This window comes from Enterobacter cloacae complex sp. SHL022 (genome assembly GCF_049237785.1).
Lineage (GTDB): Bacteria > Pseudomonadota > Gammaproteobacteria > Enterobacterales > Enterobacteriaceae > Enterobacter > Enterobacter hormaechei_C.
In genome coordinates this window covers 114,796-133,400 of record NZ_JBMKJH010000003.1, presented here as the reverse complement: position 1 = coordinate 133,400, position 18,605 = coordinate 114,796, and the positions used below count along the sequence as shown (strand labels likewise).

At 55.8% G+C, this 18,605-nt stretch carries 16 protein-coding genes; all 16 read left to right on the top strand.

The features are described 5' to 3' along the window. Positions 1–567: 567 nt before the first annotated feature. The 16 genes from mraZ (at position 568) to lpxC (ending at position 18,422) form a co-directional block, all read left to right on the top strand. Entirely contained in the window at positions 568–1,026 is a 459-nt protein-coding gene (mraZ, locus tag ACOTZD_RS07490) for a division/cell wall cluster transcriptional repressor MraZ (RefSeq protein ID WP_003856368.1), read from the top strand. A gap of 2 nt (positions 1,027–1,028) precedes the next feature. Continuing rightward, on the top strand, positions 1,029–1,970 hold the full coding sequence (gene rsmH / locus ACOTZD_RS07485) for a 16S rRNA (cytosine(1402)-N(4))-methyltransferase RsmH (RefSeq protein WP_174402121.1): 942 nt from the start codon (positions 1,029–1,031) through the stop codon (positions 1,968–1,970). Beyond that, positions 1,967–2,332, top strand: coding sequence for a cell division protein FtsL (gene ftsL, locus ACOTZD_RS07480; RefSeq protein WP_003856363.1), 366 nt, complete (start codon positions 1,967–1,969; stop codon positions 2,330–2,332). The genes rsmH and ftsL overlap by 4 nt, the downstream gene beginning before the upstream one ends. Before the next feature lie 15 nt (positions 2,333–2,347). Then, a complete protein-coding gene (ftsI, locus tag ACOTZD_RS07475) occupies positions 2,348–4,114 on the top strand; it encodes a peptidoglycan glycosyltransferase FtsI (protein ID WP_003856361.1) in 1,767 nt (588 codons plus the stop codon). After that, positions 4,101–5,588, top strand: a complete 1,488-nt coding sequence (gene murE, locus ACOTZD_RS07470; protein ID WP_022650392.1) for a UDP-N-acetylmuramoyl-L-alanyl-D-glutamate--2,6-diaminopimelate ligase — start codon at positions 4,101–4,103, stop codon at positions 5,586–5,588. The genes ftsI and murE overlap by 14 nt, the downstream gene beginning before the upstream one ends. Continuing rightward, complete coding sequence (gene murF / locus ACOTZD_RS07465) at positions 5,585–6,943, top strand: UDP-N-acetylmuramoyl-tripeptide--D-alanyl-D-alanine ligase (protein ID WP_022650393.1); 1,359 nt, start codon at positions 5,585–5,587, stop codon at positions 6,941–6,943. The genes murE and murF overlap by 4 nt, the downstream gene beginning before the upstream one ends. Continuing rightward, complete coding sequence (mraY, locus tag ACOTZD_RS07460; protein ID WP_003856353.1) at positions 6,937–8,019, top strand: phospho-N-acetylmuramoyl-pentapeptide-transferase; 1,083 nt, start codon at positions 6,937–6,939, stop codon at positions 8,017–8,019. The genes murF and mraY overlap by 7 nt, the downstream gene beginning before the upstream one ends. A gap of 2 nt (positions 8,020–8,021) precedes the next feature. After that, entirely contained in the window at positions 8,022–9,338 is a 1,317-nt protein-coding gene (gene murD / locus ACOTZD_RS07455; RefSeq protein WP_023315390.1) for a UDP-N-acetylmuramoyl-L-alanine--D-glutamate ligase, read from the top strand. Beyond that, positions 9,338–10,582: a cell division protein FtsW gene (gene ftsW / locus ACOTZD_RS07450; protein ID WP_003856348.1), complete on the top strand. Its 1,245-nt coding sequence runs from the start codon at positions 9,338–9,340 to the stop codon at positions 10,580–10,582. The genes murD and ftsW overlap by 1 nt, the downstream gene beginning before the upstream one ends. Continuing rightward, positions 10,579–11,643 (top strand): undecaprenyldiphospho-muramoylpentapeptide beta-N-acetylglucosaminyltransferase, encoded by a 1,065-nt coding sequence (gene murG / locus ACOTZD_RS07445; protein ID WP_003856347.1) that lies wholly within the window; start codon positions 10,579–10,581, stop codon positions 11,641–11,643. The genes ftsW and murG overlap by 4 nt, the downstream gene beginning before the upstream one ends. A gap of 59 nt (positions 11,644–11,702) precedes the next feature. Next, positions 11,703–13,178 carry a UDP-N-acetylmuramate--L-alanine ligase gene (gene murC / locus ACOTZD_RS07440; protein WP_003856345.1) on the top strand — a complete coding sequence of 492 codons (1,476 nt, stop codon included), beginning with the start codon at positions 11,703–11,705 and terminating at the stop codon, positions 13,176–13,178. Then, positions 13,171–14,091, top strand: a complete 921-nt coding sequence (locus ACOTZD_RS07435; RefSeq protein ID WP_003856344.1) for a D-alanine--D-alanine ligase — start codon at positions 13,171–13,173, stop codon at positions 14,089–14,091. The genes murC and ACOTZD_RS07435 overlap by 8 nt, the downstream gene beginning before the upstream one ends. Position 14,092: 1 nt before the next feature. Continuing rightward, on the top strand, positions 14,093–14,935 hold the full coding sequence (gene ftsQ / locus ACOTZD_RS07430) for a cell division protein FtsQ (RefSeq protein WP_003856342.1): 843 nt from the start codon (positions 14,093–14,095) through the stop codon (positions 14,933–14,935). Further along, complete coding sequence (ftsA, locus tag ACOTZD_RS07425) at positions 14,932–16,188, top strand: cell division protein FtsA (RefSeq protein ID WP_003856340.1); 1,257 nt, start codon at positions 14,932–14,934, stop codon at positions 16,186–16,188. Before ftsQ ends, ftsA begins: the two co-directional genes overlap by 4 nt. 63 nt (positions 16,189–16,251) lie before the next feature. Beyond that, positions 16,252–17,403, top strand: coding sequence for a cell division protein FtsZ (gene ftsZ / locus ACOTZD_RS07420; protein WP_003856338.1), 1,152 nt, complete (start codon positions 16,252–16,254; stop codon positions 17,401–17,403). A 101-nt stretch (positions 17,404–17,504) separates the two neighbouring features. Next, positions 17,505–18,422 carry a UDP-3-O-acyl-N-acetylglucosamine deacetylase gene (gene lpxC / locus ACOTZD_RS07415; protein ID WP_003856337.1) on the top strand — a complete coding sequence of 306 codons (918 nt, stop codon included), beginning with the start codon at positions 17,505–17,507 and terminating at the stop codon, positions 18,420–18,422. Positions 18,423–18,605 lie beyond the last annotated feature (183 nt).

Here is an 18,605-nt window from a genome sequence, read left to right as displayed (position 1 = left end):
GCCCCTTTTGAAGCGCATTTATTGCGGGAAATAATTCCCGGATAAAAATTAGGATTTATCTCTAAGATTCATAGCCTGCTATTATTCTGAATCCATTTTGACGTTAAAAAGCGCAATTATAATTTTTAACGGGCATTGCTTTGTATTGTTTTGTTACAAACAGGTGCCAGCCGATGAATATTCAGCCATTTTTTACTCCCCCCTTAAGACCTCAACGCACACGAACGAATCCATCTGGCTTTGAGGTTAATCTGGCGCTGTTATCCCCCGGCGATATGCCTTAAAATGCTGCCCGCGTCGCAAACTGACACTTTATATTTCCCTGCGATGATATTGAGTGAGTCTTAACGCTCGTGTGCATATTCTGTTTTTTTCTTACAAATATTCATAACGTTAATTTTGCCTCGCCAGTTGTGTAGTTATTAGTCAGGTCACGCTTGCTCTGTAAATACGGTGCTTTCGCGCCGGTATAGAGAGAGTCCTGGCTTGACAAGCTTTTCCCTCGCTCCGTAAACTCCTTCAGGTGGGAATTTGTGGGTTAAAGTGGTGAGGAGGGGTGAGACTGGCATGTTCCGTGGAGCAACGTTAGTCAATCTCGACAGCAAAGGGCGTTTATCGGTACCAACCCGATATCGCGACCAGCTGATTGAGAACGCTTCGGGTCAACTGGTTTGCACCATTGACATCAACTCCCCCTGCCTGCTGCTTTACCCTTTGCCTGAATGGGAAATCATTGAGCAAAAGCTGTCGCGACTGTCGAGCATGAACCCGCAGGAACGCCGCGTACAGCGGCTGTTATTGGGACATGCCAGTGAATGTCAGATGGATAGCGCCGGGCGATTATTGATTGCGCCTGTGTTGCGGCAACATGCCGGTCTGACTAAAGAAGTGATGCTGGTCGGACAGTTCAACAAGTTTGAACTGTGGGACGAAACGACCTGGTATCAACAGGTCAAGGAAGATATCGACGCTGAGCAGTCTGATTCCGAAACATTATCGGAACGGCTGCGGGACTTGTCTCTATAAATATGATGGAAAATTATAAACATACAACGGTGCTGCTGGATGAAGCCGTTAACGGCCTGAATATTCGTCCAGACGGCATCTATATTGATGGCACTTTTGGTCGCGGTGGTCACTCGCGTTTGATCCTCTCTCAGCTTGGAGCGGAAGGACGCCTGCTGGCAATTGACCGCGATCCGCAGGCGATTGCCGTTGCGCAAACCATCGATGATCCTCGCTTTTCCATCGTGCATGGACCTTTCTCTGCGCTTGCGGATTATGTCGCTGAGCGCGGCCTGACCGGCAAGATCGACGGGATTCTCCTCGATCTTGGCGTCTCTTCACCACAGCTTGATGATGCAGAACGCGGTTTTTCCTTTATGCGTGATGGACCGCTGGATATGCGTATGGACCCTACTCGCGGCCAATCTGCCGCTGAATGGTTACAAACTGCTGACGAAGCGGATATTGCCTGGGTAATCAAAACCTTCGGCGAAGAACGCTTTGGCAAACGTATTGCCCGCGCCATCGTGGAGCGCAACCGCGTTGAGCCAATGACCCGTACCAAAGAACTGGCAGAAGTCATCGCGGCGGCAACGCCGGTGAAGGACAAGCACAAACATCCTGCGACCCGTACCTTCCAGGCGGTTCGTATCTGGGTAAACAGTGAACTGGAGGAAATAGAGCTGGCGCTAAAAAGCTCGCTCGACGTGCTGGCCCCGTGTGGGCGGTTATCCATCATCAGTTTCCATTCGCTGGAAGATCGCATCGTAAAACGCTTCATGCGTGAACAGAGCCGCGGTCCTCAGGTTCCGGCGGGGCTGCCGATGACGGAAGAACAACTCAGAAAGCTGGGCGGCCGTCAGTTGCGAGCATTAGGCAAGTTGATGCCGGGCGAAGAAGAGGTGGCAGAGAATCCACGTGCCCGTAGTTCAGTGCTGCGTATTGCAGAGAGGACGAACGCATGATCAGCAGAGTGACAGAGACCCTAAGCAAAGTTAAGGGATCGTTAGGAAGCAACGAGCGCCATGCCTTGCCTGGCGTGATCGGCGACGATCTTTTGCGGTTTGGGAAGCTGCCACTCTGCTTGTTCATTTGCATCATTGTGACGGCAGTCATGGTGGTCACCACCGCTCACCATACCCGTTTATTAACTGCGCAGCGCGAACAGATGGTACTGGAACGCGATGCGCTGGATATTGAATGGCGAAATCTGATCCTTGAAGAAAACGCGCTCGGCGATCACAGCCGGGTTGAACGGATCGCAACGGAAAAACTGCAATTACAGCATGTTGATCCTTCGCAGGAAAATATCGTAGTACAAAAATAAGGGAAAACGCGACGCATGAAAGCAGCGGCAAAAACGCTAAAACCAAAACGCCAGGAAGAACAGGCCAACTTTGTCAGTTGGCGTTTTGCGTTGCTTTGCGGCTGCATTTTACTGGCGCTGGGTTTCCTGCTGGGACGCGTGGCGTGGCTACAAATCATCGCGCCTGACATGCTGGTGCGTCAGGGGGATATGCGTTCTCTGCGCGTGCAGGAAGTTTCTACCTCTCGTGGGATGATCACCGACCGCTCCGGCCGCCCGCTGGCGGTGAGCGTGCCGGTGAAGGCGATCTGGGCCGATCCGAAAGAGCTGCACGACGCAGGCGGGATCACCCTTGATAACCGCTGGAAGGCGCTCTCAGACGCGTTGAAAATGCCGCTGGATCAGCTGGCGTCGCGCGTTAACGCCAACCCGAAAGGGCGCTTCATCTATCTTGCTCGTCAGGTGAACCCTGACATGGCTGACTACATTAAGAAACTGAAGCTGCCGGGCATTCATCTGCGGGAAGAATCCCGCCGTTACTATCCTTCCGGCGAAGTCACCGCGCACCTGATTGGCTTTACCAACGTGGATAGTCAGGGGATTGAGGGCGTTGAAAAAAGCTTCGACAAGTGGCTTACCGGCCAGCCTGGCGAGCGAATCGTGCGTAAAGACCGCTATGGTCGCGTCATTGAAGACATTTCCTCGACAGACAGCCAGGCCGCGCACAACCTGGCCCTGAGTATTGATGAACGCTTGCAGGCGCTGGTCTATCGTGAACTGAACAACGCCGTCGCGTTTAACAAGGCGGAATCGGGCAGCGCCGTGCTGGTGGATGTGGCGACAGGTGAAGTGCTGGCGATGGCCAGTAGCCCCTCATACAACCCGAATAATTTTGCCGGTACAGCAAAAGATGCAATGCGTAACCGCTCCATCACCGATGTGTTTGAACCCGGTTCGACCGTAAAACCCATGGTGGTGATGACGGCTCTACAGCGAGGCATCGTCAACGAAAATACCGTTCTGAATACGATCCCTTATCGAATTAACGGTCACGAAATCAAAGACGTGGCACGTTACAGCGAACTGACCCTGACCGGGGTCTTGCAGAAGTCGAGTAACGTCGGTGTGTCAAAACTGGCGTTAGCGATGCCGTCCTCAGCGTTAGTAGATACTTACTCACGTTTTGGGCTGGGAAAGGCGACCAATTTGGGGTTGGTCGGAGAACGCAGTGGCTTATATCCTCAAAAACAACGGTGGTCTGACATAGAGAGGGCCACCTTCTCTTTCGGCTACGGGCTAATGGTAACTCCCTTACAGTTAGCGCGAGTCTACGCAACGATTGGCAGCTATGGCATTTATCGTCCGCTGTCGATCACCAAAGTTGATCCACCGGTTCCGGGGGAACGTGTTTTCCCGGAATCTATCGTTCGTACCGTCGTGCATATGATGGAAAGCGTCGCGTTACCTGGCGGTGGCGGCGTGAAGGCCGCAATTAAGGGCTATCGTATCGCCATTAAAACTGGTACAGCGAAAAAAGTGGGGCCGGACGGCCGCTATATCAACAAATACATTGCCTATACCGCAGGCGTAGCGCCTGCAAGCAATCCGCGTTTTGCACTGGTGGTCGTCATCAACGATCCGCAGGCGGGTAAATACTACGGCGGCGCCGTCTCCGCGCCTGTGTTCGGGGCTATTATGGGCGGCGTGTTGCGCACCATGAACATTGAACCGGATGCGCTGGCGACGGGCGAAAAAAGTGAATTTGTAATTAATCAAGGCGAGGGAACAGGTGGCAGATCGTAATTTGCGCGACCTTCTTGCTCCGTGGGTGCCTATGCTACCTGCGCGAGCACTGCGAGAGATGGTACTGGACAGCCGCGTAGCGGCTTCTGGCGATCTTTTTGTGGCAGTGGTGGGTCATCAGGCGGACGGGCGTCGTTATATCCCGCAGGCGATTGCGCAAGGTGTTGCTGCCATTATTGCTGAGGCCAAAGATGAGGCAACAGACGGTGAGATCCGTGAAATGCACGGCGTGCCGGTCATCTATCTCAGCCAGCTGAATGAGCGTCTCTCCGCGCTGGCAGGACGTTTTTACAACGAACCTTCCGACCAGTTACAGCTGGTTGGCGTGACAGGAACCAACGGAAAAACCACCACCACTCAGCTGATGGCGCAGTGGGCGCAGCTGCTGGGCGAAACCGGTGCCGTCATGGGCACGGTGGGGAACGGTCTTCTGGGCAAAGTAAGCCCGACGGAAAACACTACAGGCTCGGCGGTTGACGTGCAGCGTGTGCTGGCGGGCCTCGCTGAGCAGGGGGCGACCTTCGCTGCGATGGAAGTCTCTTCCCATGGTCTGGTACAACATCGCGTGGCGGCCCTGAAATTTGCTGCCTCTGTCTTTACTAACCTGAGCCGCGATCACCTTGATTATCATGGTGATATGGAGCACTACGAAGCGGCGAAATGGCTGCTTTATTCCACTCACCACCACGGGCAGGCGATCATTAACGCCGACGACGAAGTCGGTCGCCGCTGGCTGGAAAAACTGCCAGATGCGGTGGCGGTGTCGATGGAAGATCGCATTAATCCGAACTGCCGCGGCCGCTGGCTGAAGGCGGTCGAGGTGAACTACCACGATAGTGGGGCGACGATCCGCTTCGCTTCCACCTGGGGCGAAGGTGAAATTGAAAGCCGCCTGATGGGGGCCTTTAACGTCAGTAACCTGCTGCTGGCGCTGGCGACGCTGCTGGCGCTGGGTTACCCGATGGCGGATCTGCTGAAAACGGCTGAGCGTTTGCAACCGGTCTGTGGCCGCATGGAAGTGTTTAGCGCGCCGGGCAAGCCGACGGTGGTTGTGGATTACGCCCACACGCCGGATGCGCTGGAAAAAGCGCTGGAAGCGGCGCGTCTGCACTGCGCTGGCAAGCTCTGGTGCGTGTTTGGCTGCGGTGGCGATCGCGACAAGGGCAAACGTCCGCTGATGGGCGCCATCGCTGAGCAGTTCGCGGATATTCCCGTGGTAACCGATGACAACCCGCGTACCGAAGAGCCGCGGGCCATTATCAACGACATTCTGGCGGGCATGCTGGATGCGGGACGTGCGCGCGTGGTCGAAGGCCGTGCGGAGGCCGTGACTAACGCCATTATGCAGGCGCAGGAGAACGATGTGGTTCTGCTGGCCGGTAAAGGTCATGAAGATTATCAGATTGTCGGCAATCGTCGTCTGGATTACTCCGACCGCGTGACGGCAGCGCGTCTGCTGGGAGTGGTGGCATGATAAGCATTACGTTAAGCCAGGCCGCTGCGGTATTGCAGGGGATGCTGCATGGTCAGGATCTGACCATCGAGGCTGTAACCACCGACACCCGTAAGGTGACGGCGGGCTGCCTGTTTGTGGCGCTGAAGGGTGAACGTTTTGACGCCCACGATTTTGCGCAACAGGCTAAAGATAACGGCGCGGGCGCGCTGCTGGTCAGTCGTAAGCTCGATATCGATTTGCCGCAGATTGTGGTGAAAGATACGCGCCTGGCGTTTGGCGAGCTGGCGGCATGGGTTCGCCAGCAGGTGCCAACACGCGTCGTGGCACTGACGGGCTCGTCGGGCAAAACCTCCGTTAAAGAGATGACGGCGGCGATCCTTAGCCAGTGCGGTAACACGCTTTATACGGCGGGCAACCTTAATAATGACATCGGTGTGCCGATGACGCTGCTGCGCCTGACCCACGAGCATGAATATGCGGTGATTGAGTTAGGGGCTAACCATCAGGGCGAAATCGCCTGGACCGTGAGCCTGACCCGTCCGGAAGCGGCGCTGGTGAATAACCTGGCGGCGGCACATCTTGAAGGTTTTGGTTCGCTGGCCGGTGTGGCGAAAGCGAAAGGTGAAATTTATACCGGACTGCCGGATGACGGCATCGCCATTATGAACGCCGATAACAACGACTGGCTGAACTGGCAGAGCATCATTGGTTCACGTAAAACCTGGCGCTTCTCACCGAATGCGGCAAACAGTGATTTTTCGGCGACCAACATTCATGTGACGTCACACGGTACCGAGTTCACCCTCACAACCCCAACGGGCGACATCGACGTGCTGCTGCCCCTGCCGGGTCGTCATAACATCGCCAATGCGCTTGCTGCGGCAGCGCTCTCAATGGCGGTAGGTGCCTCACACGCGGCGATTAAAGCAGGTCTGGCAAATTTAAAAGCCGTGCCGGGGCGTCTGTTCCCGATCCAGCTGGCTGAAAACAAACTCCTGCTGGATGACTCCTACAACGCTAACGTTGGCTCAATGACGGCGGCCGTGCAGGTCTTGTCTGAAATGCCGGGCTATCGCGTGATGGTTGTGGGCGATATGGCCGAGCTGGGTGATGAAAGCGAAGCCTGCCATGTTCAGGTGGGTGAAGCGGCGAAAGCCGCCGGGCTTGACCGCGTATTGAGCGCAGGCCCGCTGAGCAAGGCCATTTCCGATGCCAGTGAAGTTGGCGAACATTTTGCCGATAAATCTGCACTGATCGAACGCCTGAAGGCATTGATTACAGAAAAACAGATTGTGACTGTTTTAGTTAAAGGTTCACGTAGTGCCGCCATGGAAGAGGTTGTGCACGCATTACAGGAGAACGGGACATGTTAGTTTGGCTGGCCGAACATTTGGTCAAATATTACTCAGGCTTTAACGTCTTTTCCTATCTGACGTTTCGTGCCATCGTCAGCCTGCTGACTGCGCTGTTCATCTCGCTGTGGATGGGCCCGCGCATGATTGCCCGTCTGCAAAAACTCTCTTTCGGCCAGGTTGTGCGCAACGACGGTCCGGAATCGCACTTCAGCAAGCGGGGTACGCCGACCATGGGCGGGATCATGATCCTGACCGCGATTGTGGTGTCCGTGCTGCTGTGGGCGTATCCGTCTAACCCCTACGTCTGGTGCGTGCTGACCGTTCTGGTTGGCTACGGGATCATCGGTTTTGTTGATGACTACCGCAAAGTCGTACGCAAAGACACCAAAGGTTTGATCGCCCGCTGGAAGTATTTCTGGATGTCGGTGATTGCGCTGGGCGTGGCCTTTGCCCTTTACCTGGCAGGAAAAGACACCCCGGCTACCGAGCTGGTGGTGCCGTTCTTCAAAGACGTGATGCCGCAGCTGGGGCTGTTCTACATTTTGCTGGCTTACTTTGTGATCGTCGGTACCGGCAACGCCGTCAACCTGACCGATGGTCTGGATGGCCTGGCCATCATGCCAACCGTGTTTGTCGCGGGCGGTTTCGCGCTGGTAGCCTGGGCGACCGGTAACATGAACTTTGCAAATTACCTGCACATTCCGTACCTGCGACACGCGGGGGAACTGGTTATCGTCTGTACGGCGATTGTCGGGGCGGGGCTGGGCTTCCTCTGGTTCAACACCTATCCGGCGCAGGTCTTTATGGGCGACGTCGGTTCACTGGCGCTGGGCGGCGCACTGGGTATTATCGCCGTGCTGCTGCGTCAGGAGTTCCTGCTGGTAATCATGGGCGGTGTGTTTGTGGTTGAGACGCTGTCGGTGATTTTGCAGGTCGGTTCCTTCAAGCTGCGCGGTCAGCGCATCTTCCGTATGGCACCGATTCACCACCACTATGAACTGAAAGGCTGGCCGGAGCCGCGCGTCATTGTGCGCTTCTGGATTATTTCGCTGATGCTGGTGCTGATTGGCCTGGCAACGCTGAAGGTACGTTAATCATGGCAGATTACCAGGGCAAAAAAGTCGTTATCATCGGGTTGGGCCTCACCGGCCTCTCCTGCGTGGACTTTTTCCTTGCGCGTGGCGTGACGCCGCGCGTGATGGATACGCGCGTCTCTCCGCCGGGTCTGGACAAGCTGCCGGAGCAGGTTGAACGCCACCTGGGTGGTCTGAATGATGAGTGGCTGCTGGCCGCCGATCTGATTGTTGCCAGCCCCGGTATGGCGCTGGCGCATCCTTCCCTGAGCGCCGCCGCGGATGCAGGCGTTGAGATTGTCGGCGATATCGAACTGTTCTGCCGGGAGGCGCAGGCGCCGATCGTCGCCATTACCGGTTCAAACGGTAAAAGCACCGTCACCACGCTGGTGGGGGAAATGGCGAAGGCGGCGGGCAAAAATGTCGGCGTGGGCGGTAACATTGGTCTGCCCGCTCTGATGCTGCTTGATAAAGGGTGCGAGCTGTTCGTCCTTGAGCTTTCCAGCTTCCAGCTGGAAACCACTTCAAGCCTGCATGCGGCGGCGGCGACGATCCTAAACGTCACCGAAGATCATATGGACAGATACCCGTTCGGCTTGCAGCAATACCGTGCGGCCAAACTGCGCGTTTATGAAAATGCCAAAGTTTGCGTGGTGAATGCCGATGATGCACTCACCATGCCGGTGCGCGGCGCAGACGATCGCTGCATTAGCTTTGGTATTAATATGGGTGACTATCACCTTAACCGTCAGCAGGGCGAAACCTGGCTGCGGGTGAAAGGTGAGAAGGTGCTGAACGTGAAAGAGATGATGCTCTCCGGCCAGCATAACTACACCAATGCCCTGGCGGCGCTGGCGCTGGCGGATGCCGTTGGCCTGCCGCGATCTTCAAGCCTGAAGGCGCTGACCACCTTTACCGGCCTGGCGCACCGGTTCCAGCTTGCGCTGGAGCACAACGGCGTACGCTGGATTAACGATTCCAAAGCGACCAACGTGGGTAGCACCGAGGCGGCATTGAACGGTCTGCACGTTGATGGCACGCTGCACCTGCTGCTGGGCGGCGACGGTAAATCGGCTGACTTCTCCTCGCTGAAGCAGTACCTCAACGGTGATAACGTGCGCCTGTATTGCTTTGGCCGCGATGGTAGCGAGCTGGCGGCGTTGCGTCCTGAGGTCGCCGAGCAAACCGAGACCATGGAGCAGGCGATGCGTCTTATCGCCCCACGCGTGAAGCCCGGCGATATGGTGCTGCTCTCACCAGCCTGTGCCAGCCTCGATCAATTCAAGAATTTCGAACAGCGGGGTGATGTCTTTACCCGCCTGGCGAAGGAGTTAGGCTGATGCGTTTATCTCTCCCTCGCCTGAAAATGCCGCGCCTGCCAGGATTTGGTATCCTGGTATGGCTGTTTACGGCGCTGAAAGGCTGGGTGATGGCTTCACGGGATAAAGATTCCGACAGCCTGATCATGTACGACCGCACGCTGTTCTGGCTCACGCTGGGGCTGGCAGCGATCGGCTTTATTATGGTCACCTCGGCGTCAATGCCTGTCGGACAGCGTCTGGCAAACGACCCGTTCCTGTTTGCCAAGCGTGACGGGCTTTACATCATTCTCGCGTTCTGCCTGGCGCTGATCACCTTACGCCTGCCAATGTCGTTCTGGCAGCGGCACAGTACGGCCATGCTCATCGCCTCAATCATCATGCTGTTGATCGTGCTGGTTGTCGGGAGCTCCGTTAACGGGGCATCACGCTGGATTGCCTTTGGCCCACTGCGTATTCAGCCGGCGGAGTTCACCAAACTGTCGTTGTTCTGCTACCTGGCTAACTACCTGGTGCGTAAAGTTGACGAAGTCCGTAACAACCTTCGCGGCTTCTTAAAACCGATGGGCGTGATTCTGGTCCTCGCGATCCTGCTGCTGGCGCAGCCCGACCTCGGTACGGTAGTCGTACTGTTTGTCACTACGCTGGCGATGCTGTTCCTGGCGGGCGCAAAACTGTGGCAGTTCATTGCCATCATCGGGATGGGGATTTCGGCGGTGGTGCTGCTGATCCTCGCCGAACCCTACCGTATCCGCCGTGTGACCTCGTTCTGGAACCCATGGGAAGATCCGTTCGGCAGCGGTTACCAGCTGACGCAGTCGCTGATGGCGTTTGGCCGCGGCGAAGTCTGGGGCCAAGGCCTGGGCAACTCGGTGCAAAAACTGGAGTATTTACCGGAGGCGCACACCGACTTCATCTTCTCCATTATTGGGGAAGAACTGGGTTATATCGGTGTGGTATTGGCGCTATTAATGGTATTCTTCGTCGCTTTCCGCGCCATGTCGATTGGCCGGAAAGCGCTGGAGATCGATCACCGCTTCTCCGGTTTCCTGGCCTGCTCTATTGGTATCTGGTTTAGCTTCCAGGCACTGGTAAACGTTGGGGCGGCAGCGGGTATGTTGCCGACTAAAGGTCTGACGTTACCGTTGATCAGTTATGGTGGTTCGAGTCTGTTGATCATGTCGACGGCCATCATGTTTTTGTTACGCATAGATTATGAAACGCGTCTGGAGAAAGCTCAGGCGTTTACACGAGGTTCACGATGAATCAACCGAAGCGGTTAATGGTGATGGCAGGCGGTACCGGTGGACACGTGTTCCCGGGGCTGGCGGTTGCGCACCATTTAATGGAACAGGGCTGGCAGGTACGCTGGCTGGGAACCGCAGACCGCATGGAAGCCGACCTGGTACCTAAGCACGGTATCGAGATCGACTTTATTCGTATTTCTGGCCTTCGTGGCAAAGGGATCAAGGCGCTGCTGCTGGCGCCGGTGCGCATTTTCAATGCCTGGCGTCAGGCGCGCGCCATCATGAAGCGCTTTAAGCCTGACGTCGTTCTGGGCATGGGCGGTTACGTTTCCGGCCCTGGCGGACTGGCGGCGTGGTCATTAGGGATCCCCGTTGTTCTGCATGAGCAGAACGGTATTGCCGGTTTGACCAACAAATGGCTGGCAAAAATCGCCACCAAAGTTATGCAGGCCTTCCCCGGGGCATTCCCGAAAGCGGATGTCGTAGGGAATCCGGTACGTGTGGACGTGCTGGCGCTGGCGCTGCCAGATACGCGTCTGGCGGGTCGTGAAGGGCCGGTGCGGGTGCTGGTCGTCGGCGGTTCCCAGGGCGCGCGTATTTTAAACCAGACGATGCCGCAGGTTGCGGCAAAACTGGGTGATGCAGTGACCATCTGGCACCAGAGCGGGAAGGGCGCTCAGCAGACCGTTGAGCAGGCCTACGCGCAGGAAGGTCAGCCGCAGCATAAAGTAACTGAATTTATTGATGATATGGCCGCAGCCTATGCATGGGCCGATGTCGTGGTCTGTCGCTCGGGCGCGCTGACGGTGAGCGAAATCGCCGCCGCCGGTTTACCGGCGCTGTTTGTGCCGTTCCAGCACAAAGATCGACAGCAGTACTGGAATGCGCTGCCGCTTGAAAAAGCGGGTGCCGCGAAGATTTTTGAGCAGCCACAATTTACCGCTGATGCGGTCGCCACTACCCTGGCGGGCTGGAACCGGGATGTATTACTGGAGATGGCGCAACGCGCACGCGCGACCGCTATCCCGGATGCAACGGAACGGGTGGCAAAAGAAGTGAGCCTGGCAGCCCAGGCATAATTCTCGCAGCGCGTGTTGCGCTGCACGATTTTTTTGAAGTAGTCGATGGCGTTTAGAGAATGAATACACAACAACTGGCAAAACTGCGTTCTATCGTGCCCGAGATGCGTCGCGTCCGGCACATTCACTTTGTCGGCATCGGTGGTGCTGGCATGGGCGGTATTGCCGAAGTGTTAGCTAACGAAGGCTATCAGATCAGCGGGTCTGACCTGGCGCCAAACCCTGTTACGCAGCAGCTGGCGTCGCTGGGGGCGACTATCTATTTCAATCATCGCCCGGAAAACGTGAGCGATGCGAGCGTGGTTGTGGTGTCCAGCGCTATCTCCGCGGATAACCCGGAAATCGTTGCGGCGCATGAGGCGCGCATTCCGGTGATCCGTCGCGCGGAAATGCTGGCGGAACTGATGCGTTTCCGTCACGGCATTGCGGTGGCCGGCACGCACGGTAAAACCACCACAACAGCGATGGTCTCCAGCATTTATGCGGAAGCGGGTCTCGACCCGACGTTCGTTAACGGTGGTCTGGTGAAAGCCGCTGGCGTGCATGCGCGTCTGGGCCATAGCCGTTATCTGATTGCGGAAGCGGATGAGAGCGACGCGTCGTTCCTGCATCTACAGCCGATGGTGGCGATCGTCACCAACATCGAAGCTGACCATATGGACACTTACCAGGGTGACTTCGAGAACTTAAAGCAGACCTTTATTAACTTCCTGCACAACCTGCCGTTCTATGGCCGTGCGGTGATGTGCGTGGACGATCCGGTTATTCGCGAACTGCTGCCGCGCGTCGGGCGTCAAATTACGACCTACGGCTTCAGCGAAGACGCGGATGTACGCGTAGAAGATTACAAACAGATCGGTGCGCAGGGGCATTTCACCCTCGCGCGTCAGGATAAAGACCTGCTGCATGTCACCCTGAACGCGCCGGGACGTCACAACGCCCTGAATGCGGCGGCGGCGGTGGCTGTTGCGACAGAAGAAGGCATTGACGATGAAGCGATCCTGCGTGCACTGGAGAGCTTCCAGGGGACGGGCCGTCGTTTCGACTTCCTCGGTGAATTCCCACTGGAGCCGGTAAACGGTAAGCCAGGGTCTGCGATGCTGGTGGATGACTACGGTCACCATCCGACGGAAGTGGACGCAACCATCAAAGCGGCACGTGCGGGTTGGCCGGAAAAGAATCTGGTCATGATCTTCCAGCCGCACCGTTACACGCGTACCCGCGATCTGTATGACGATTTTGCCAACGTCCTTTCTCAGGTTGATACCCTGCTGATGCTGGATGTTTATGCTGCGGGTGAAACGCCGATTCCGGGTGCGGACAGTCGTTCTTTATGTCGTACCATCCGTGGACGCGGTAAAGTGGATCCTATTCTGGTTCCCGACCCGGCGCAGGTGGCTGAAATGCTTGCCCCGGTCCTGACGGGTAACGATCTGATCCTGATTCAGGGCGCGGGAAATATCGGCAAAATCGCCCGTACCTTAGCTGAAATCAAACTGAAGCCGCAAACTCAGGAGGACGAGCGTCATGGCTGATAAGATTGCTGTCCTGTTTGGCGGCACTTCCGCCGAACGCGAGGTTTCTCTGAATTCGGGCGCTGCCGTGCTGGCGGGCCTGCGTGAAGGTGGCGTGGACGCGCATCCGGTTGATCCGAAAGAGGTGGACGTCACGCAGCTGAAAGCGATGGGCTTCGATAAAGCCTTCATCGCGTTGCACGGCCGCGGTGGTGAAGACGGCACGTTGCAGGGGCTGCTGGAGCTGATCGGTATACCGTACACCGGCAGCGGCGTGATGGCATCCGCCATCTCCATGGATAAACTGCGCAGCAAACTGCTGTGGCAGGGCGCGGGCCTGCCCGTTGCGCCATGGGTTGCACTGACGCGTCGTGAATATGAATTGGGTCTGTCGGACAGCGTTAATACACGCATTGCGGCACTGGGCTTACCGGTTATTGTTAAGCCGAGCCGTGAAGGGTCGAGCGTGGGAATGTCCAAAGTTGATAAAGCTGTAGATTTGGCTGACGCTTTAGCACTGGCATTTCAACATGATGAAGAAGTTCTGATTGAAAAATGGCTTAGCGGGCCGGAATTTACCGTCGCGATGCTTGGCGAAGAAATTTTACCGTCAATTCGCATCCAACCCGCCGGAGTCTTCTATGATTATGAGGCGAAGTATCTCTCTGATGAGACGCAATATTTCTGCCCAGCGGGTCTTGAAGCAGAGCGTGAAGCCGAATTACAGTCTCTGGTGCTTAAAGCGTGGAATGTTCTGGGATGTCGTGGCTGGGGACGCATTGACGTCATGCTTGACGGTGACGGGCAATTTTATCTGCTGGAAGCAAACACGTCTCCGGGTATGACCAGCCATAGCCTTGTGCCGATGGCGGCGCGTCAGGCGGGAATGAGCTTCTCGCAATTAGTTGTACGTATTTTGGACCAGGCGGGCTGATATGTCTCAGGCTGCATTGAACACGCGCAACCGCGATGACGAAGAAGAATATTCCTCTTCGCGCCGGAGTAATGGAACGCGTCTTGCAGGGATCATCTTCCTGCTCGGGGTGCTGTGCACCGTGTTTATCAGCGGCTGGATGGTGCTGGGCTGGATGGAAGATGCGCAGCGGTTGCCGCTTTCAAAGCTGGTGGTGACCGGGGAGCGACACTACACGCGTAACGATGATATTCGCCAGTCGATTCTGGCGCTTGGGTCGCCTGGCACCTTTATGACGCAGGACGTCAACATTATTCAGAGTCAGATTGAACGTCTGCCGTGGATAAAACAGGCAAGTGTCAGAAAGCAATGGCCTGATGAATTGAAGATTCATCTGGTTGAATATGTGCCGATTGCGCGTTGGAATGATCAGCATATGGTTGATGTAGACGGAAATTCGTTCAGCGTCCCGAGCGATCGTGTCAACAAGCAGAATTTACCGATGTTGTATGGGCCGGAAGGCAGCGAAAACGAAGTATTGCAGGGTTTTCGTGAGATGGGGCAGGTGCTGGCTAAGGATCGCTTTACGTTAAAAGATGCTGCGATGACGGCGCGCCGTTCCTGGCAGTTGACCTTAACGAATGGCATCAAGCTCAACCTTGGCCGCGGCGATACAATGAAACGTCTGGCGCGTTTTGTCGAACTTTACCCGGTTTTACAGCAGCAGGCGCAGACGGATGGCAAACGGATAAGCTACGTTGATTTGCGCTATGACTCAGGCGCAGCAGTCGGTTGGGAGCCGGCTCCGGTCGAGGAACCTAATCAGCAACAAAATCAGGCACAGGTACAGGCAGAACAACAATGATCAAGTCGACGGACAGAAAATTGGTAGTAGGACTGGAGATTGGCACCGCGAAGGTTGCCGCTTTGGTAGGGGAAGTTCTGCCCGACGGTATGGTCAATATCATTGGCGTGGGCAGCTGCCCCTCCCGTGGTATGGATAAAGGTGGGGTAAACGACCTTGAGTCGGTGGTGAAATGCGTTCAGCGCGCCATCGACCAGGCTGAATTGATGGCAGATTGCCAAATTTCCTCTGTCTATCTGGCCCTTTCTGGTAAGCATATCAGCTGCCAGAATGAAATCGGTATGGTGCCGATTTCCGAAGAAGAAGTGACGCAGGAAGACGTTGAGAACGTTGTCCACACGGCGAAATCCGTGCGTGTTCGCGACGAGCACCGTGTGCTGCATGTGATCCCGCAGGAATACGCGATCGACTACCAGGAAGGCATCAAGAATCCGGTCGGTCTGTCGGGCGTGCGTATGCAGGCAAAAGTGCACCTGATCACATGTCACAACGATATGGCGAAGAACATTGTAAAAGCCGTTGAACGTTGTGGCCTGAAAGTTGACCAACTCATTTTCGCCGGACTTGCCGCGAGCTATTCCGTGCTGACCGAAGACGAACGTGAACTGGGCGTCTGTGTGGTCGATATTGGTGGTGGTACAATGGACATGGCTGTCTATACCGGCGGTGCGTTACGCCACACCAAAGTGATCCCGTACGCAGGGAACGTCGTGACCAGCGATATTGCTTACGCTTTTGGTACGCCACCGAGCGATGCAGAGGCGATTAAAGTGCGCCATGGTTGCGCGCTGGGCTCTATCGTCGGCAAAGACGAGAGCGTTGAAGTGCCGAGCGTAGGCGGTCGACCGCCGCGCAGCCTGCAACGCCAGACGCTGGCAGAGGTAATTGAGCCGCGTTATACCGAGCTGCTCAACCTGGTCAACGAAGAGATTTTGCAGTTACAGGAACAGCTTCGCCAGCAGGGTGTGAAACATCATCTCGCGGCGGGGATTGTATTAACCGGCGGGGCAGCGCAAATTGAAGGTCTTGCGGCCTGCGCTCAGCGCGTGTTCCATACGCAGGTGCGTATCGGTGCGCCGCTGAATATCACCGGTTTAACGGATTATGCCCAGGAGCCGTACTATTCAACGGCGGTGGGCCTGCTGCACTACGGGAAAGAGTCCCATTTAAGTGGTGAGGCAGAGGTGGAAAAACGCGTCTCGGTGGGGTCGTGGGTCAAACGACTTAACACCTGGCTGCGAAAAGAATTTTAATTTTTTTAAGAGACCGGAGAGAATTAGCGGTCTCGGGCGACAGGCACAACGGAGAGAGAGATTATGTTTGAACCTATGGAATTAACCAACGACGCGGTGATTAAAGTCATCGGCGTCGGTGGCGGCGGCGGTAACGCCGTAGAGCACATGGTGCGCGAGCGCATCGAAGGTGTTGAATTCTTCGCGGTGAACACCGATGCGCAGGCGCTGCGTAAAACGGCTGTTGGCCAGACGATTCAGATCGGTGGTGGCATCACCAAAGGTCTGGGAGCAGGGGCTAACCCGGAAGTGGGCCGCAACGCGGCTGAAGAAGATCGTGAAGCGCTGCGCGCTGCACTGGACGGTGCAGACATGGTCTTCATCGCAGCGGGTATGGGCGGCGGTACAGGTACCGGTGCAGCACCCGTTGTGGCGGAAGTCGCTAAAGATTTAGGTATTCTGACCGTTGCTGTCGTGACCAAGCCTTTCAACTTTGAAGGTAAGAAGCGTATGGCTTTCGCGGAGCAGGGTATCACCGAGCTGTCCAAGCACGTGGACTCTCTGATTACCATTCCGAACGACAAGCTGCTGAAAGTGCTGGGTCGCGGTATCTCTCTGCTGGACGCCTTTGGCGCGGCAAACGACGTGCTGAAAGGCGCGGTTCAGGGTATTGCTGAACTGATTACCCGTCCTGGCCTGATGAACGTCGACTTTGCAGACGTTCGTACCGTGATGTCCGAGATGGGCTACGCGATGATGGGCTCTGGCGTGGCGAGCGGCGAAGACCGTGCGGAAGAAGCTGCTGAAATGGCGATCTCCTCTCCACTGCTGGAAGATATCGATCTGTCTGGCGCGCGCGGCGTGCTGGTCAACATTACCGCTGGCTTTGACCTGCGTCTGGATGAGTTCGAAACCGTGGGTAACACCATCCGTGCATTCGCCTCTGACAACGCGACCGTCGTTATCGGTACCTCCCTTGATCCGGAAATGAACGACGAACTGCGTGTGACCGTTGTGGCCACCGGTATCGGTATGGACAAGCGTCCTGAGATCACCTTGGTGACTAACAAACAGACTCAGCAGCCGGTTATGGATCGTTACCAGCAGCACGGTATGGCGCCTCTGACTCAGGAGCAAAAACCCGCTGCGAAAGTGGTGAACGACCCGACTCCACAAACGGCAAAAGAGCCAGATTATCTGGATATCCCGGCGTTCCTGCGTAAGCAAGCTGACTAAGAATTGGCTGGAATTTGGGGATTTGCGCTCTTTGTGCTAAACTGGCCCACCGTTAGTGATATACACTCTCGGTTGGATAGTTAATTTGGCGAGATTATACGATGATCAAACAAAGGACACTTAAACGTATCGTTCAGGCGACGGGTGTCGGTTTACATACCGGCAAGAAAGTCACACTGACGTTACGCCCTGCGCCGGCCAATACCGGGGTCATCTATCGTCGCACCGACTTGAATCCACCGGTAGATTTTCCGGCCGATGCCAAATCTGTGCGTGATACTATGCTCTGTACTTGTCTGGTGAACGAGCATGACGTGCGGATTTCTACCGTAGAGCACCTGAACGCCGCCCTGGCGGGTCTGGGTATCGACAACATTATGGTTGAAGTCGATGCGCCAGAAATCCCGATCATGGACGGGAGTGCTGCTCCGTTCGTTTATTTGTTGCTGGATGCCGGCATCGAAGAACTGAACTGCGCGAAGAAATTTGTTCGCATTAAAGAGACCGTTCGCGTCGAAGATGGCGACAAATGGGCTGAATTCAAACCGTACAATGGTTTTTCGTTGGACTTCACCATCGATTTTAACCATCCGGCGATTGACTCCAGCACCCAGCGCTATGCGATGAACTTCTCTGCGGATGCGTTCATGCGCCAGATCAGCCGAGCACGTACCTTCGGCTTTATGCGTGATATCGAATATCTGCAATCCCGCGGCCTGTGCCTGGGCGGCAGCTTCGATTGTGCCATCGTTGTTGACGATTATCGCGTACTGAACGAAGACGGCCTGCGTTTTGAAGATGAATTTGTTCGTCACAAAATGCTGGACGCGATCGGCGACCTCTTCATGTGTGGTCACAACATCATTGGTGCCTTTACCGCGTTTAAATCCGGTCATGCACTGAACAACAAACTGTTGCAGGCCGTCCTGGCAAAACAGGAAGCCTGGGAATATGTGACCTTCGAAGACGAAGCTGAACTGCCGCTGGCGTTCAAAGCACCGACTATGGTCCTGGCGTAACGGTTAAACCCGTTTCGTAAGAAAAGCGACTGGTTCACCTGGTACTCTCTCCGACCAGGGAAGCCAGTCGTTTTTATTTCTGCCCTTCTTTAATTTGTCCCTTTCACCCCTGGCCTGTGTCGGGTGCCGAATAACGGTGTGTTCGCTGCATTATTGACCGTTTTTACCTGCTGCAAGGTGTCA

Coding starts and splice junctions, on each gene's coding strand:
- mraZ (WP_003856368.1), top strand. CDS start 568: ATGTTCCGTGGAGCAACGTTAGTCAATCTCGACAGCAAAGGGCGTTTA.
- rsmH (WP_174402121.1), top strand. CDS start 1,029: ATGATGGAAAATTATAAACATACAACGGTGCTGCTGGATGAAGCCGTT.
- ftsL (WP_003856363.1), top strand. CDS start 1,967: ATGATCAGCAGAGTGACAGAGACCCTAAGCAAAGTTAAGGGATCGTTA.
- ftsI (WP_003856361.1), top strand. CDS start 2,348: ATGAAAGCAGCGGCAAAAACGCTAAAACCAAAACGCCAGGAAGAACAG.
- murF (WP_022650393.1), top strand. CDS start 5,585: ATGATAAGCATTACGTTAAGCCAGGCCGCTGCGGTATTGCAGGGGATG.
- mraY (WP_003856353.1), top strand. CDS start 6,937: ATGTTAGTTTGGCTGGCCGAACATTTGGTCAAATATTACTCAGGCTTT.
- murD (WP_023315390.1), top strand. CDS start 8,022: ATGGCAGATTACCAGGGCAAAAAAGTCGTTATCATCGGGTTGGGCCTC.
- ftsW (WP_003856348.1), top strand. CDS start 9,338: ATGCGTTTATCTCTCCCTCGCCTGAAAATGCCGCGCCTGCCAGGATTT.
- murG (WP_003856347.1), top strand. CDS start 10,579: ATGAATCAACCGAAGCGGTTAATGGTGATGGCAGGCGGTACCGGTGGA.
- murC (WP_003856345.1), top strand. CDS start 11,703: ATGAATACACAACAACTGGCAAAACTGCGTTCTATCGTGCCCGAGATG.
- ACOTZD_RS07435 (WP_003856344.1), top strand. CDS start 13,171: ATGGCTGATAAGATTGCTGTCCTGTTTGGCGGCACTTCCGCCGAACGC.
- ftsQ (WP_003856342.1), top strand. CDS start 14,093: ATGTCTCAGGCTGCATTGAACACGCGCAACCGCGATGACGAAGAAGAA.
- ftsA (WP_003856340.1), top strand. CDS start 14,932: ATGATCAAGTCGACGGACAGAAAATTGGTAGTAGGACTGGAGATTGGC.
- ftsZ (WP_003856338.1), top strand. CDS start 16,252: ATGTTTGAACCTATGGAATTAACCAACGACGCGGTGATTAAAGTCATC.
- lpxC (WP_003856337.1), top strand. CDS start 17,505: ATGATCAAACAAAGGACACTTAAACGTATCGTTCAGGCGACGGGTGTC.